The organism is Leptolyngbya sp. Cla-17 (genome assembly GCF_016807185.1).
Classification (GTDB): Bacteria; Cyanobacteriota; Cyanobacteriia; order Leptolyngbyales; family Leptolyngbyaceae; genus ULC077BIN1.
Genome location: NZ_JAEVYN010000002.1, coordinates 1,748,088 through 1,762,632, shown reverse-complemented (window position 1 = coordinate 1,762,632; position 14,545 = coordinate 1,748,088). Strand labels below are relative to the sequence as shown.

General features: G+C 47.7%; 12 protein-coding genes and 1 pseudogene. 7 read left to right on the top strand and 6 right to left on the bottom strand.

Annotated features, from left to right (window positions below; genetic code table 11):
- Nucleotides 1-965, top strand: a 965-nt coding sequence (locus JOY44_RS19165) for a CHASE2 domain-containing protein (protein WP_171575168.1), incomplete at its 5' end; no start/stop codon positions are given.
- Between the two features lie 148 nt (nt 966-1,113).
- Nucleotides 1,114-1,317 (top strand): hypothetical protein, encoded by a 204-nt coding sequence (locus JOY44_RS19160; RefSeq protein WP_171575167.1) that lies wholly within the window; start codon nt 1,114-1,116, stop codon nt 1,315-1,317.
- 40 nt (nt 1,318-1,357) lie between these two features.
- Here JOY44_RS19160 and JOY44_RS19155 read toward each other — a convergent pair whose 3' ends face one another.
- The 3 genes from JOY44_RS19155 to JOY44_RS19145 all read right to left on the bottom strand — a co-directional run bounded on the left by JOY44_RS19155 (nt 1,358) and on the right by JOY44_RS19145 (nt 4,509).
- A complete protein-coding gene (locus tag JOY44_RS19155) occupies nt 1,358-2,197 on the bottom strand; it encodes a nucleotidyltransferase family protein (RefSeq protein WP_171575166.1) in 840 nt (279 codons plus the stop codon).
- A gap of 113 nt (nt 2,198-2,310) precedes the next feature.
- Nucleotides 2,311-3,675 carry an NAD-dependent succinate-semialdehyde dehydrogenase gene (locus JOY44_RS19150; protein ID WP_171575165.1) on the bottom strand — a complete coding sequence of 455 codons (1,365 nt, stop codon included), beginning with the start codon at nt 3,673-3,675 and terminating at the stop codon, nt 2,311-2,313.
- An 87-nt stretch (nt 3,676-3,762) separates the two neighbouring features.
- Nucleotides 3,763-4,509, bottom strand: coding sequence for a metal-dependent hydrolase (locus tag JOY44_RS19145; RefSeq protein WP_171575164.1), 747 nt, complete (start codon nt 4,507-4,509; stop codon nt 3,763-3,765).
- On the opposite strand from JOY44_RS19145, the gene glcD reads away from it, so the two are divergent.
- The 4 genes from glcD to JOY44_RS19125 all read left to right on the top strand — a co-directional run bounded on the left by glcD (nt 4,467) and on the right by JOY44_RS19125 (nt 9,285).
- Nucleotides 4,467-6,188, top strand: coding sequence for a glycolate oxidase subunit GlcD (glcD, locus tag JOY44_RS19140; protein WP_197985572.1), 1,722 nt, complete (start codon nt 4,467-4,469; stop codon nt 6,186-6,188). The genes JOY44_RS19145 and glcD overlap by 43 nt on opposite strands.
- Before the next feature lie 75 nt (nt 6,189-6,263).
- Complete coding sequence (gntT, locus tag JOY44_RS19135) at nt 6,264-7,604, top strand: guanitoxin biosynthesis MATE family efflux transporter GntT (protein ID WP_197985571.1); 1,341 nt, start codon at nt 6,264-6,266, stop codon at nt 7,602-7,604.
- 410 nt (nt 7,605-8,014) lie between these two features.
- On the top strand, nt 8,015-8,230 hold the full coding sequence (locus tag JOY44_RS19130; protein WP_171575163.1) for a hypothetical protein: 216 nt from the start codon (nt 8,015-8,017) through the stop codon (nt 8,228-8,230).
- A 326-nt stretch (nt 8,231-8,556) separates the two neighbouring features.
- Complete coding sequence (locus tag JOY44_RS19125) at nt 8,557-9,285, top strand: pentapeptide repeat-containing protein (RefSeq protein ID WP_171575162.1); 729 nt, start codon at nt 8,557-8,559, stop codon at nt 9,283-9,285.
- A 19-nt stretch (nt 9,286-9,304) separates the two neighbouring features.
- On the opposite strand, the gene JOY44_RS19120 is transcribed toward JOY44_RS19125, so the two are convergent.
- Nucleotides 9,305-10,096, bottom strand: a complete 792-nt coding sequence (locus tag JOY44_RS19120) for a hypothetical protein (RefSeq protein WP_203032060.1) — start codon at nt 10,094-10,096, stop codon at nt 9,305-9,307.
- 189 nt (nt 10,097-10,285) lie between these two features.
- On the opposite strand from JOY44_RS19120, the pseudogene JOY44_RS19115 reads away from it, so the two are divergent.
- Nucleotides 10,286-10,528, top strand: a pseudogene (locus tag JOY44_RS19115) (pentapeptide repeat-containing protein); the annotation flags it as partial.
- A 19-nt stretch (nt 10,529-10,547) separates the two neighbouring features.
- Here JOY44_RS19115 and JOY44_RS19110 read toward each other — a convergent pair.
- Nucleotides 10,548-11,312, bottom strand: coding sequence for a hypothetical protein (locus tag JOY44_RS19110; protein WP_203032059.1), 765 nt, complete (start codon nt 11,310-11,312; stop codon nt 10,548-10,550).
- A gap of 292 nt (nt 11,313-11,604) precedes the next feature.
- Nucleotides 11,605-14,259, bottom strand: coding sequence for a PAS domain S-box protein (locus JOY44_RS19105; protein WP_171575158.1), 2,655 nt, complete (start codon nt 14,257-14,259; stop codon nt 11,605-11,607).
- Nucleotides 14,260-14,545: the final 286 nt, after the last annotated feature.

Here is a 14,545-nt window from a genome sequence, read left to right as displayed (position 1 = left end):
CGCTATCTGATGAGGCGATCGCCAAAACCATTGCCCAGCTTCAGCGCCATCAACCACGAGCGATTGGGCTGGATATTTTTCGAGATATTCCTCAACCACCCGGGCGATCGCAGCTATTGACTGCGCTGAAAGCGCCCAACATCGTGGCGATTACTAATCTCGGCACCCCGATTACCCCTGCGCCACCGGGTGTTCCCAACGATCAGGTGGGATTTAATGATGTGCTACTAGATGCCGATAGTGTGGTGCGGCGCAACCTTATGTTTGCCGATTTGAACACCACAACATTTCATTCCTTTTCGTTGCGCCTAGCGGAAATGTATTTAGCAAAAGAGGGGATTCGGTTGCAGCCGAACCCCAGCGATCGCAACGTTGCCCAGCTAGGCAGCGTCGCGTTTTCACCCCTCGACAAAACCGCAGGTAGCTATCAGGATCTTGATGATCGAGGCTATCAAATGATGCTGAGCTACCGTGGGCGGAACGTTGCTCAGCAGGTGAGTCTGAGCCAAGTCTTGAATGGGGAAGTGCCGCCAGAACAAATCAAAGACCGAATTGTGTTGATTGGCACGACCGCCGCCAATGCTAAGGATTTATTTCTTACGCCCTATAGCTTGACTGAAAAAGAGCAGCCTAGTCTTCCAGGAGTGTTAATCCACGCTCAAATGGTTAGTCAGTTTTTGAATGCTGGGCTTGATGGAAAATTGCCTATTTGGTATTGGTCTAATGAGCTTGAAATAGTGTGGATTGGCGGGTGGGCAATTTTAGCGGGGGCGATCGCGTGGTTTGCGCTGCGTCGCCCTGTTTGGGTGCTAATTGGGGAAGCCGGACTGATTGCGATCGTGCTCATTGTTGGAATGAGCGTGTTTAGTTATCAAGGCTGGATTCCAATGGTTCCGCCCATTTTGGCAATCATCCTGGCAGGAGGCGGAATGACCGCTTACCGAATCGCTAAGCATTTCAATTGATGGTTGAAGACTAGAAATGAATGATGAAGCGAAAGATCAATTCAAAGTGGTCTCAGTTCGCCTTTAAGCAACGTTACAATTTCCAAAGGAACTGACTCGTTTTCAATCATTCAGTTTCTCACCTTGTTTTTGGCAAAGGAGCCTTGCGATGTTTTTCGACGAACTCACCCCCATCCTCAAAGAACTCACTCACCAGCCCGTTGCGTTCATGGGAGGGCTATTTTCTGGACTGTTGCGGCTCAATCTTTCTGATGATCCCATCAAAAGCTGGCTGGATAAGCAAAGTGGATCTCCTTCCTATTCCACAGCAGCCCGTAATGGCAATGGACCTCAGTCTATTTCTATTGATTAAGAGCATCCGATGATGGCAAAGGGCTTGCTTCTGCAACTTCTTACTGGCAATACTGCCTGACTGCTTTGACTAGATCATCTGGGGTACCAATGTCTAAATAGGTGCCCCGCTCAAAAGGTTCAGCTTCTACCCGAAGCCCAGCGGTGATCGCTGCCTGAATTACATCCCCAATCGGAATTTCTTTACGGGGTTTGAGGTTGCCTTCCTGGCTAAATTTGCGCTCCTCTGCAACAACGTACTGACTCAAAAAGTCAGTGAAAACGGGATTCCACACTGCCGCACCCCACATAAACCGCAAGTTTGTTTGTAAGGGTTTTTCAATAATCAGGTGGACTTTGCCCGTTTCGTCAAAATCAACCATGCCAGCTTTTTCGGGGCGATCGCAGGGAAATAATCCCAGCACCACATCTGCTTGAGTGCGTCGCTGTCGTGCAATCAGTCGCGCATATGAATCATCAGGCTGTAGCAAAATATCAGGAAAACCCAAGGCAACTAGAGCCTGTTTCACAAAGGGGAACGCTTGATCGAGCGTGTAAGGAACGCCATAGGACAACCCCATCAATAAGTAGCCTAAATGCATCTCGACCATGGCTCCATCACCAAAATAAGCCGGAATATCCCATTTGCCCGATCGCAAAATGAAGTAGGTTTTGGTGATTCCCGCTAGCCGCATCTGCTCCAACAAGTAATGACACACTACCTTTGGGCGAGGTTTATTGTCCCGTCCAGGCTGGAACCCAATTGGATACAGTTCCTTACTGAAAGGCAGCGGGGATATACGGGTTGCTTGCCCACCGCAGGGTATCAGCCCAATCACCTCTAGTGACGACCGAGGAACCCATTCGGCAGAACCGGGGGGTGAATTTAAAGGATTAGACATCGCTTTCTGCGGTAGGCAAAAATAAGGTTAAAAGTAACAGGACAATATCGATTAGTGAGACTTTGCTAAGGTCGCTTGATGCCGAAATTCTCAGAAAGAAGCGCATCAAAGGTTTATTTCACCCAAATCGTTTTAATATTCACAAATTCGTGAATTCCATGAATCCCCAATTCTCTGCCAAAGCCCGATCGCTTGGTGCCGCCAAAGGGTAACCGCGGATCAGATTTCACCATGCCGTTGATGAAGACACATCCAGCATCAATGCCATTGATTAACTGTTCTTGTTCAGTAGGGTCGGTTGTCCAGGCGCTAGAGCCTAAACCGAAGGGTATATTGTTTGCCAGAGCGATCGCCTCACCCACATCTGCCACCCGCAACAGCAGCCCAACTGGACCAAAAAATTCTTCTCGTCCCAAAGAGTTATCCACTGTAATATCCGTGATTAGCGTGGGCTGATAGTAGTTTCCAGGGCGATCGAGCCGGGTACCGCCTACCAGAATTCGTGCGCCTTGCTGGACGATCGCTTGCACTTGGCGATCAATGTCTTCCAGAATTTTGGGTGTAGACAGTGGACCCAAATCCGTCTCCGGCAGCATGGGATCACCGACTTTCAACTGTTTATACTTAGCAATCAACAACTCTTCAAACTCATCTGCAATAGAATTTGCCACAATAAACCGCTTGGCAGAAATGCAGGTTTGACCGCAGTTCAACATGCGCGAGGCAACCGCAGTGGCAGCAGCAGCAGCCAAATCCGCACTAGGCAAGACGATGAAGGGGTCGCTGCCGCCCAGTTCCAACACTACTTTTTTAATGTTTTTTCCAGCCGCCACTGCCAAACTCGCACCCGCAGGTTCGCTGCCTGTCAACGTTGCCGCTTTGATGCGATCGTCTGCCATTAGTGCAGCGACCTTGCTGGCATCCATCAGCAATGCTTGGAATGCACCTTGGGGAAAGCCTGCTTGCTGAATCACTTCGGCGATCGCCAGCGCACATTGGGGTACGTTGGACGCATGCTTCAGCAATCCCACATTGCCCGCCATTAGCGCCGGAGCCGCAAACCGAAACACCTGCCACAAGGGAAAATTCCACGGCATGACGGCAAGAATAATGCCCAATGGCTGATAGCGGATAAAGCTGTGGCTGGCATCAGTTGAGATCACCTCGTCTGCTAAAAACTTCGCTCCATTTTCAGCGTAGTAGCGACAGACCGCAGCACATTTTTCTACCTCTGCGATCGCCGCCTTCAATGTCTTCCCCATCTCTAGCGTAATCAAGGCACCCAAGCGCTCTTTATCAGACTCTAGAATTGCAGCAGCAGACTGGAGCCACTGCGATCGCTGCTCAAAATTCGTCTGGCGATACTGCAAAAACGTCGCTTGGGCGATCGCAACCTTACTTTCAATCTCCTCATCTGAAAACGCCTCAAACGTTTTCACCACCTCGCCAGTCGTCGGGTTAACTGTAGCGATACCCATACTGACCCTCCCTCGAAATTCTTTTATGTTCACCATTTTAGACAGCCAGATTTGCCTGTTTGGTAAACAGCAAGCATTTCGTTACGATCAACCGTGTGCTGCCGGATGAAAGTTGGGTTGCAAATACCAGAAGCAATGGGGAACTGTTCGCAGTAGCATTTTCTCTTTTGTCAGCCAAAACTGCCCCATCTCCCGCCAAGCTGCCCATCGCCAAAGGCACCGATCCTGATGCAGCAAGGTAAGCGTACACCTATTTAATAAGCCCAAGACAAAAGCACAGCCGATCGCCAACCCTGCAACCCGGAGCAGATAATTCTGACTCACGGTTTGCAGTACCTCATAGGCAACGCTTTTATGCTCAATCTCTTCTATCGCGTGCCATTCCAACATGGCTTTGAGGGTGGGTTCAGCCGCTGCTAGCAGGTCACTGTGGAGAACTACCTCAGACAGTAAGACCGTCAGATGCTCCATACCTGCGATCGCTGCTAAATTCAACCGCCAATCTAGCCGTTGCAGACTCGCTAATAGCCAATCCTCCATCTGCAAGCAAGCCTTTAGCTCGTACCCTTGCTGTCGTAGTATTTGCCCAAATCGAGCGTGTTGCTCCGCATGTTGGGCTTCTTGTAAAACAAATCCGCGAACATTTTGCCTTAGTGGGTCGGCTGTAATGTATTTGAGCCTAGACTTGACATGTCTAATCATCCAATGTTCCACAGCAGGCAAAGTCAAATGCAAGCTGTTAAACAAATGAGTTTTGAACGGACTGCCACTAATCCAATGGCGATCAATCGATGCTGGCAAATCAAACTGAACGGCTCGAACTGCGATCGCCATATTGCTTCATCCACATGCTGGTCTCTTTTGAGAGAACACGATCGCTACAGCAATTGTCATCATCCCTTAGAGCCACACCAACCCTCCAATTTGTTGATACTTCACGCGGTTGCATTATCCAGTGGGGTTCGGCTTCGCTCACCTCACCTCCACCCCTCGTCATTCGCTATAAAATAATCTTAGATACTACGCAGGGACGCTTCATGCTGGCTCAAGAACGAGAAACCACGCGCAATTGGCAGCCGATCATCAAGCAATTTGAGGCGATCGTCAGCAAAAACAACGTCATTCGTCGCAAAGAAGAACTGCTGGTTTATGAATGCGATGGGCTAACCAGCTATCGCAACCGCCCTGATGTGGTGGTGTTGCCCCGCACAACCGCAGAAGTCGCAGCGATCGTTCAAGTGTGCGCCCAAAGCCAGATTCCCTTTGTCACTCGCGGTTCGGGCACGGGCTTATCCGGTGGAGCGTTGCCTGTGGATGGCTGCGTTCTCATTGTCACGACCTTAATGAACCAAATTTTGGAGATTGACCTAGAAAATCAGCGCGTTGTGGTGCAGCCCGGAGTGATTAATAGTTGGGTCACACAAGCCGTCAGTGGAGCAGGTTTTTTCTATGCGCCGGACCCTTCCAGTCAAATCATTTGCTCAATCGGTGGCAATGTGGCAGAAAATTCTGGCGGTGTCCACTGTCTCAAATATGGTGTGACGACCAATCATGTGCTGGGCTTGAAAGTAGTGCTGCCCACCGGCGATATTGTGGACATCGGCAGTGCGGTGCCAGAAACGCCAGGATATGACCTGACTGGCGTGTTTGTCGGCTCTGAAGGTACGTTGGGCATTGCTACTGAAATCACGTTGCGACTGGTAAAAACGCCAGAATCGATTCGGGTCTTGCTGGCGGATTTTATGAGTGTAGAAGCAGCGGCGGCAACCGTTTCAGATATTATCGGCACGGGGATTATTCCCGGTGGCATGGAAATGATGGATAACCTCAGCATTAACGCGGTGGAAGATGTGGTGGCAACAAACTGCTATCCCCGCGATGCTGAGGCGATTTTGCTGGTGGAAGTGGATGGGCTGGAGGTGGAAGTAGAGGCAAACACGCAGCGGGTAGAAGCGATTTGTTTTCAAAACGGGGCACGCAGCGTTCGGATTGCCACCCATGTAGATGAACGGTTGACCCTGTGGAAAGGACGCAAAGCTGCATTTGCTGCTATGGGTAAGCTTTCGCCCGATTACTATGTGCAGGATGGTGTGATTCCTCGCACCAAGCTGGAATTGGTGTTAAAGGAAATTGCGGCATTGGGCGATCGCTATGGCTATTACGTAGCAAACGTGTTTCATGCAGGCGATGGCAATCTGCATCCGCTGATTTTGTATGATAATGCGGTTCCCGGTGCGCTGGAAAAAGTGGAAGAGTTGGGCGGCGAAATCCTGAAGCTGTGTGTGAAAGTCGGCGGCAGCATTTCCGGGGAACACGGTATTGGTGCCGATAAGCGCTGCTACATGCCAGAGATGTTTTCGCCAGCAGATTTAGAAACGATGCAGTGGGTGCGACAGGCGATCGATCCCCAAACGATCGCCAACCCGACTAAGCTCTTTCCTACGCCCCGCACTTGTGGCGAGGCGGCTAAACCGTTACCTAGCAAAACTTTTGAAGGAGTCGATCGCTTCTAGACTTTCGCCAAACAGCATTGTCAAAATGATTCTGACATTTCTACGTGATGTAAATTCTCCAAACCAGATCAACGAATGCCAGAGTTAAATGTGGAAGGCGATCGCGCTTTTTTTGAGCGATTCTTTCGCTTGGCAGCGGTCAACGTATTGTCAAATTTGATGGTGCCCCTGGCAAGCCTGCTGGATATGGCATTTTTGGGGCACTTGCCAGACATTCATCATTTGGCAGGAGTTGCCCTAGCAACCGTTCTATTTAACTACCTCTATTGGACATTCGGATTTCTTCGCATGGGCACTACGGGACTAACGGCTCAGGCGATTGGACGAGATGATCACGACGAGGTGATGCTGACTGGGCTTCGCAATGGATTAGTTGCCTTGATTGCTGGAGTGGGCATGGTCTTGCTACAAGAGCCATTACGAATCCTTGGGTTTGCAGTATTAAATGCCACAGCCGAAGTGAAAGCATCGGGACAAGCCTATTACAGCGCTTTAATTTGGGGAGCGCCTGCCACACTGATGAATATGACCTTAGTGGGTTGTTTTTTAGGACGAGAGCAAAGCACAAAAGTGCTGCTGCTTTCAGCAGTGAGCAATGGCAGCAAGATTGCATTGGAATATCTATTTGTGGTGCAGTGGGGCTGGCAAAGCATGGGAGCAGGCAGCGCAACCACCGTTAGCCAATATTTGATGCTGTTCGTTGGTGTATGGATGGTTGGCAGCGATCGTGCCCTTTACCCCACCATCCCTCATCTTCGCCAAAAGCTGCTGGATGCTACCGCGCTGAAAGCCTCATTTGCCCTTAACGGAGCGATCGTCGTTCGCACCTTTGCTTTTGTCTCCACGTTCGCTGTCTTCACAACTCTGAGTTCCACGATGGGCACAACAATCCTGACTGCCAATGCGTTGATGCTGCAAGTGGTGTCTTTGGCTGCCTATTTTATCGATGGATTAGCTTTTGCGACCGAAACCATGGCAGGTGTATTCTATGGGAAAAATAATCTAGACAAACTCGCTTTGCTAGTTCGCGTGTCGGGGATAACCAGCTTAGGGTTGGGACTCACCTTTGCGATCGCCTTCATTGCCATGCCCAATTTTCTATTTGGGCTGCTGACAAATCATTCTGAAATCGTGGAACTGATTCATGGACAAGTCCCTTGGCTACTAGCAATTCTTGGATTTGGCTCCATTGCCTATATGCTCGATGGCTACTTCCTCGGACTCACCCAAGCTCAAGTAATTCAAAAGTCAGCGTTGATCGCAACATTAGGCGGTTTTGCACCCATAGCTGCGATCGCTGGATTCTTACAGAACGTTCATCTTCTGTGGTTTGCCCTGACCATTTTCATGGCAACCCGCGCGCTCACGCTAGCTCTACAAGTACCCAAAACGTTTCGTTTTAACAGCAGTTGCTAAAATAGTAGTAGCTGATAGGAAAAGGCTGAATTGAAAGGATGGGCTAGTTTCCCTGAACGGGTGAGGCGATCGCGTTCCGCTTCAGATAATCTTAAAGAAATGAATCCTTGACTAAGGAAAGGTTGAATTAAAGGCTTTCTTTAAAGATTTGCTTTTCCTAGAGACATCGCTACAAAGGAATGTTAGGTTCGTGCTGTAGTAATTTTGTCAAAGAACAAAGCTCTGTAAGTCAGTGATTCAAGACTTTGAAGCCTATTATTGCTTTTTAAGTCTTTGGGATAGACCATTCAGAACTGACAGTTGATATACTGCACAAAGTTTGTTGATAACACTAGATTACCTGCGCAAAAGTTAGCCTTCCGGACCTGGGCAACTTCTTTAGTAAATTAAATTAGTTTTAGGACATAACAATGCTTCAGCCACATCTACAACTGCACACACTGAGTTCTTATCACAGTTCACTCAATCCAAGTCTTGCTCAACAGCAAGAGCGAAGTGTCACGGTTGATAGATCGGATGCAACCATAGCTCAATTAAAAGAAACGCTTGGTGCAGAGATGAGTCCAAACAAACGGGCAGTGGTTGAGCAATTGATTAAATTATGGAGTCAGGGCAATTTAGGTTAAATTTTTACTGATCTGCGGGTTTTTACTGCCCTGCAATTACTTTTTATTAAAATAACTTATCAATGGGTTCACAAATGTGAACCCATTCTTGTTTAGAAAAAATTAGAATTTAGGTAATTCACGCTAGTTTGGGCGCTGCTTTTCCGAGAGCTGAGCAGTCATTTTTTCTAGAAAACGTTTGATTTATTTCAGCTTCACAAACAAGTTGTGATTTGACAGCAAAAGATTTGAATTTGCGATCGCCCGACTGGTTGAATATTTCCAGCTAAATTTCAGGATATTTACTCATTACTATTGATTCTGCTAATGTTCCTAACCGGAGTGTTATGGATTACAGCTCCACCCTTTCTGGGCAGTTTTACCAAAATATGCCAACCGACCAGCCTTTTCAGAAACTTCACGACTTAACCCAACTGGTTGCGAAGGCAGACACTGAAGACTTTTTTGAGCTGGCAAAACTCGTTGGATTGCGTCCAACTGAAGATTTTTCTGGAGCCGACCTCAAGCGGGTTGATTTACACTCTGCTCAGCTCAAAGGAGCTAATTTTATCAGTACCGATCTTTCCGGTGCCAATCTGATCAATGCCAATTTGGAAGATGCTCGGCTAATTGGTGCTTTTTTAATATCAGCCACGTTGATTGGTGCTAATCTTAACAACGCCAATTTGGTGGGTGCCAATTTGACTAAAGCCAACGCTCTAGGTGTCACCTTAACGAATGCAGACTTGACCCGCGCAAATCTAACGCAAGCGAATTTAAGTCGGGTCGAGATGGGTCGGGCAAACCTGACAGCCGCTGTTTTAGAAAGCGCTAATTTGAGCGAAGCTTCTTTAAGTCATGCCAACTTGCGCCGGGCTGATTTAAATAGTGCTGATTTAAGTGGTGCCAATCTTTACGGTGTCGATTTGAGCAACTGCGATTTGCGTTGGGCAGATCTGCAAGAAACAAACTTGATTGGTGCGACTGTTACCAGAACGCTGTTTGGTCAAAATTCGGGGCTGACAAAAAACGCCGCTCTTGATTTGAGGCAGCGCGGCGCAATTTTTTATACTTAAAAAACTGGAGTTCCTATCCCTATAGAAGTGGCTTAACCGATTTGCGTTTAAGAGACCAGCCGAAGCCTAGTAAGCCGATCGCGATCGCGCTGCCAGCCATTTCGCTTGGTTCGGGAACTGCCTCAGAAGCAGGTGACACAGAAGCAGGTGACACAGAGTAAGAAGTCACGTTCTGCAACGTTTGGGCAATGCCAAAATCAAAGGTTGCTGTGCCGCAAAATGGGAATGTTGCATTGGAACATTCGCTTGGGTTTGCTGGATTAGAAAGCGTAAGCACAAAACCTGAGCTAAAAACAACTACACCTGTAGGAGTCAAGTTAGAAAAGCGCAGGTCAAAATCTTGTCCAAAACCTGGCATTGGGTCGGTAGCCGCTCCAGGGCTAAGCTGCTCTTTAGCGAAAATCACGGATCGTGGAATGATACGCTTGATAGTGCCATCACTGCCGGGTGAACTCGCGGCAAAGTAGCTGCCGATAAAGTTGGTAAAGGTATAGCGATCGGCGAGTGCTCGAACAGCCGCTTCCTGAACCTCCGGCGAAGCGTTAGAATCAACCGGTCTAAACCCTGGCAAACTAAAGCCTCCAAGTCCTCCTATAACAAATGTTCCACTCACTTCAGGTTCAAGCATTCCCGAAAACAAATATCTCGTAAAAGGAGTCTGAGTCACTCCATCAAAACTGACTAAAGCATTATTCTCATCAATCTGCGTGAAGAATTGAACGGCAAAAACTGGACGGACATCGGCTGCAACTAGGCAAGTCAGTGCGGCTGTGGCAATGGAGGTCGTTCGCAAAAAGCTAGAAAAGTTCATGGCTATGTGGGGATAGGTGGCTAGGGGGGTGTCAGGGAAACTACCCAGAAGGTTATCGAATCTCAGAGAGGTCATTTCATCTCTCTGCTATGCCTTATTAAAAAAACATAAAGGATTTACGATAGCTACACATGACACTTTGGTTCAGTCAGGGCATGGCATTCGGACCATCACTTTCTAGAAAGCGCTAATTTGAGCGAAGCTACTTTAAGTCATGCCAACTTGCGCCGGGCTGATTTAAATAGTGCTGATTTGAGTGGTGCCAATCTTTACGGTGTCGATTTGAGCAACTGCGATTTGCGTTGGGCAGATCTGCAAGAAACAAACTTGATTGGTGCGACTGTTACCAGAACGCTGTTTGGTCAAAATTCGGGGCTGACAAAAAACGCCGCTCTTGATTTGAGGCAGCGCGGCGCAATTTTTTATACTTAAAAAACCGGAGTTCCTATCCCTATAGAAGTGGCTTAACCGATTTGCGTTTAAGAGACCAGCCTAAGCCTAGCAAGCCGATCGCGATCGCGCTGCCAGCCATTTCGCTCGGTTCGGGAACTGCCTCAGAAGCAGGTGACACAGAAGCAGGTGACACAGAGTAAGAAGTCACGTTCTGCAACGTTTGGGCAATGCCATAATCAAAGGCTGCCGTGCCGCAAAATGGGAATGTTGCATTGGAACATTCGCTTGGGTTTGCTGGATTAGAAAGCGTAAGCAGAAAATCTGAGTCACCAACATTTACGCCTGTGGAAGTCAAAATAGTACGGCTTACCTCACCCTCCATGTCTCCAACGCTGACCTGACCTCGAAAGAACCTCGCTGACTGGGGGAGTATGAGCCCGCTAGCGGTGCCGGGTAAATTGGCTGCAAAGTAGCTGCCGACAAAGCTAGTGAAGGTATAGCGATCGACAATTTCTTGGGCAATCTTTGTACTAATTTCTAAGGGAATCGAAGAATTGCTACTTGGTTGAAACCCGTCTGAAGTGAACAATCCCTTTGCTCCTGGCGCGTTAAGTGTTGCAGTAACTTTAGGTTCAAGTGTTCCCGAAAACAAATATCTCGTAAAAGGGATCTGGGTTACCCTGTCATAACTGACTAAAGCATTATTCTCATCAACCTGCGTGAAGAATTGAACGGCAAAAGCTGGACGGACATCGGCTGCAACTAAGCAAGTCAGTGCAGCTGTGGCAATGGAGGTCGTTCGCAAAAAGCTAGAAAAGTTCATGGCTATGTGGGGATAGGTGGCTAGGTGGGTGTCAGGGAAACTACCCAGAAGGTTATCGAATCTTAGAGAGGTCATTTAATCTCTCTGCTGTGCCTTATTGAAACAACATAAAGGATTTACGATAGCTACACATGACACTTTGGTTCAGTCAGGGCATGGCATTCGGACCATCACTTTGCCGACTCAATCGGATACTGGATAGCAAATATTGCGCCCCTACAAAAATTTGAAAATTAATGAAATTAGCAGGTAGGAAAAGCTCTGTTTCTCTTATTGAAATATTACGGCTTTGTTAAGCACAGGGAAGGCTAAACCAAAGCGTTGAACCTTGACCCGGTGTACTACAAACACCGATTTTGCCACCGTGAGCAGAAATAATCTGCTGGCATCGATAAAGTCCTACCCCAATACCAGTGAGACGCTGTTTATCTAAGCCACGGGCATAGAGTTGAAAGAGGCGATCGCACTGTTTTTGAGTCATGCCTGTGCCATCATCGGTCACGGTGCAATAGAGAGAGTTTGGGAAAGCTTGATTGGTAAGAGTAGCTGTGAGGGTTATAGTGCGACCCGGCGAATTGTGTTTAGCAGCATTGGCAAGCATGTTTTCTAAAACTTGCTGGAGCAGGATAGGGTCAGCATTTACAGCCGATAAGCTTGGCGGCATCTGATTGACAATTACAGCTTCATTTTTAGTTAACAGACCAGCTTGAGCGGCGATCGCCTCCTCAAAGACTTGAGATAGACAAACGGGTTCGCAACTTAAGGTCAGTGATGCCTGAGTATTGGTATGGGTTTCCATTAAAGAGTTAAGCAGACTCAATTGGCGATCGCTGCTGGCAATCATACAATCCAGCATGGAGCGAGTCACGGGCACCGTTTCACATCCTTTATCACGGAGATGATTTAGCACCATCAGCGTTCCCTGGATTGGAGTTCGCAAGTCGTGAGAAACAGCATGGAGCAGTAAATCTTTAACCTCATTTAGGTTCTGTAGTTCTTGCATTCGCCGATGTAATTCCACGGTGCGGTCTTCGACTTGAGATTCTAGATTGCTTGCCAACGCCATTAGTTGTTGATAGAGCTGCCCTTGCTGAATGGCAATTTCAACTTGAGTGCCCAGTTTTTTTAGCAAATCTACTTCAAATGGCTGCCAGTGACGAGGTTCTAAACACTGATTAACAATGAGTACACCAAACATTTCTCCATTCAACATGATGGGAATGCCCATTCCCGCTTTTACCTGGCAGCGCGTGTAGTATTCCGCAATAAAGGCAGTCTTTTCAATCTGGTCAGTGTTGTGAATGACGCGCACGGTATCTGGCTCGAACAACTGTTTGATTTCTGCGATCGCGCAGGCTTGAACCTCCCATCCCAAGACAGGTTTCCAGTTATCGCCTACAGATTCTGCGATCGTTCGACAGCAACCAGTTGGCTCAAAATAGCTAATCAGCACCCGATCTGCCTGCAAAAATTGGCGTACCTCTGCTACTGTCGTCTGCAAAATCTCTTCCAGGTTGAGTGAACTCCGGATTCGTAGCGAAATTTCCCATAGCAGCCGCTCGCGATCAGCCGCTAATTGCAGTTGTTCCTCAGCCTGTTTGCGCTCAGTAATGTCATAGCCTGTAGCTAACACGGCTGGCTTACCCTCCAAGGTAATCACGCCAGCAGTAGAGTCTAACCACCGTTCTTTACCGGATTTAGTCAATATTTTAAATTCGTATCGATTGGGTAGATCTGCCCCACTCTGTCTCGCTAAGCCGCGATCGCGCACCATGTCTTGAAAATCAGGATGAACAGAATCCCAAAAGGTCATCGTCATCAGCTCATCACGAGAATATTCACTAATGGTTTCTGCGGCCGGATTTGCATAGCGAAGAGAGTTTCCTTGAAACACCAAAAACATACAAGCGGCGGTTTCTGCAACCACCCGAAATCGTGCTTCACTTTGTTGCAAAGCGTCTTCAGCCTGCTTGCGCTGGGTAATATCGTCAACGACCAGCCCGATACACCGATTGGGCAGCGGAAATGCTTTCATTGCAAAAATCTGCTGGCTCGTAGTGTCGCCGTAGCACCCTTCACACAAATTTCGACCTTGACCTGATCGAATCACTTCCGCGTAGATGTCAGGAATATCGGTTTCCAGCAACTCTGGAAAGAGCGCCGCCAAGGGCTTGCCGATTAACTCTTCATGGGTTGCTGTGATTTGCAAAATCTGTTGAGCCGCAGGATTACACTCGACTAAACGCAAAGACTGAACATCATTTAAATCAGGCATTTGCCAAACCAATAGCCCAAGCTGCATTCGTTTCACGATGTCTCTGTAAAGCTGAATGCTTTCTTGAGCTTGCTTTAAGCACGTAATGTCTTCGATAACAGCAATGGTGTAGCGAGGATTGTTCGCCTCATCCCGAATTAGGGAGTTGGTCAGCCTGATCCAGCGTAACTGCTGATCTTTGTTGATGTGACGTTTTTCAATTTGGTATGAACTGCGATCTCCTGCAATCATTTCACCAAATAGCCCAATATCGATCGCCACATCATCGGGATGGGTGAATTGAGAAAAAGTCATGCTGGCAAGTTCTTCATGGCTGTAGCCCAGCATGGCTTGTAAAGCAGCATTGCTTTCTATAATTTTGCCATCCAGATTGTCTAACCCAATACCGATCGCAGTTCCTTCAAAAATAGTCCGAAATCGATTTTCACAATCTTGAGTAGAGATCAAAAACCGAGCCAAAAAAAATGCTGTTGCAACAACCGCAGCAATACTGCAAATAATTGGAATGCCAATCATTGCAACCTGCATCCAAACAGGCGTTTGGGCAATGGTAGGACTTTGAGACTCCATCACTTTCCAGGCAATCACTTCAACCGTCGATGCGATCAATCCCGTGATTGCTGCGATCTCCCTAACCATTCGCCAGTATTGAATTGGTTGATTCAGCCCCATAAGCCTCCAAACACACATCGATGGAGTATAGAAAAACTTTCGTTAGAGCTGCCTTATTGTAAGACTGCCTTAGCTCAAACGAATGCCCTCTAACACAGCCCCTTAAATAGGTTGGCTGTTTTTCCTAGCCTTTACCTCATCCACTTGGATGACCGAAGAAGCAAGTTTTTTCAATCTTTCAGGAATACATCGTGATCACACTGATTCCCCTAGTGGTAGACAAACAGGTGTTACACCTTGTAGTATCTAAGTAACAAAATTAAAACCCACGTCCTATGTTGATTCT

Excerpts from the sequence above, each read along its gene's own strand:
- JOY44_RS19120 (WP_203032060.1), bottom strand. The coding sequence starts at position 10,096 with ATGAACTTTTCTAGCTTTTTGCGAACGACCTCCATTGCCACAGCCGCA.
- gntT (WP_197985571.1), top strand. The coding sequence starts at position 6,264 with ATGCCAGAGTTAAATGTGGAAGGCGATCGCGCTTTTTTTGAGCGATTC.
- JOY44_RS19105 (WP_171575158.1), bottom strand. The coding sequence starts at position 14,259 with ATGGGGCTGAATCAACCAATTCAATACTGGCGAATGGTTAGGGAGATC.
- JOY44_RS19145 (WP_171575164.1), bottom strand. The coding sequence starts at position 4,509 with ATGGCGATCGCAGTTCGAGCCGTTCAGTTTGATTTGCCAGCATCGATT.
- JOY44_RS19130 (WP_171575163.1), top strand. The coding sequence starts at position 8,015 with ATGCTTCAGCCACATCTACAACTGCACACACTGAGTTCTTATCACAGT.
- glcD (WP_197985572.1), top strand. The coding sequence starts at position 4,467 with ATGCTGGCAAATCAAACTGAACGGCTCGAACTGCGATCGCCATATTGC.
- JOY44_RS19160 (WP_171575167.1), top strand. The coding sequence starts at position 1,114 with ATGTTTTTCGACGAACTCACCCCCATCCTCAAAGAACTCACTCACCAG.
- JOY44_RS19150 (WP_171575165.1), bottom strand. The coding sequence starts at position 3,675 with ATGGGTATCGCTACAGTTAACCCGACGACTGGCGAGGTGGTGAAAACG.
- JOY44_RS19155 (WP_171575166.1), bottom strand. The coding sequence starts at position 2,197 with ATGTCTAATCCTTTAAATTCACCCCCCGGTTCTGCCGAATGGGTTCCT.
- JOY44_RS19125 (WP_171575162.1), top strand. The coding sequence starts at position 8,557 with ATGGATTACAGCTCCACCCTTTCTGGGCAGTTTTACCAAAATATGCCA.
- JOY44_RS19110 (WP_203032059.1), bottom strand. The coding sequence starts at position 11,312 with ATGAACTTTTCTAGCTTTTTGCGAACGACCTCCATTGCCACAGCTGCA.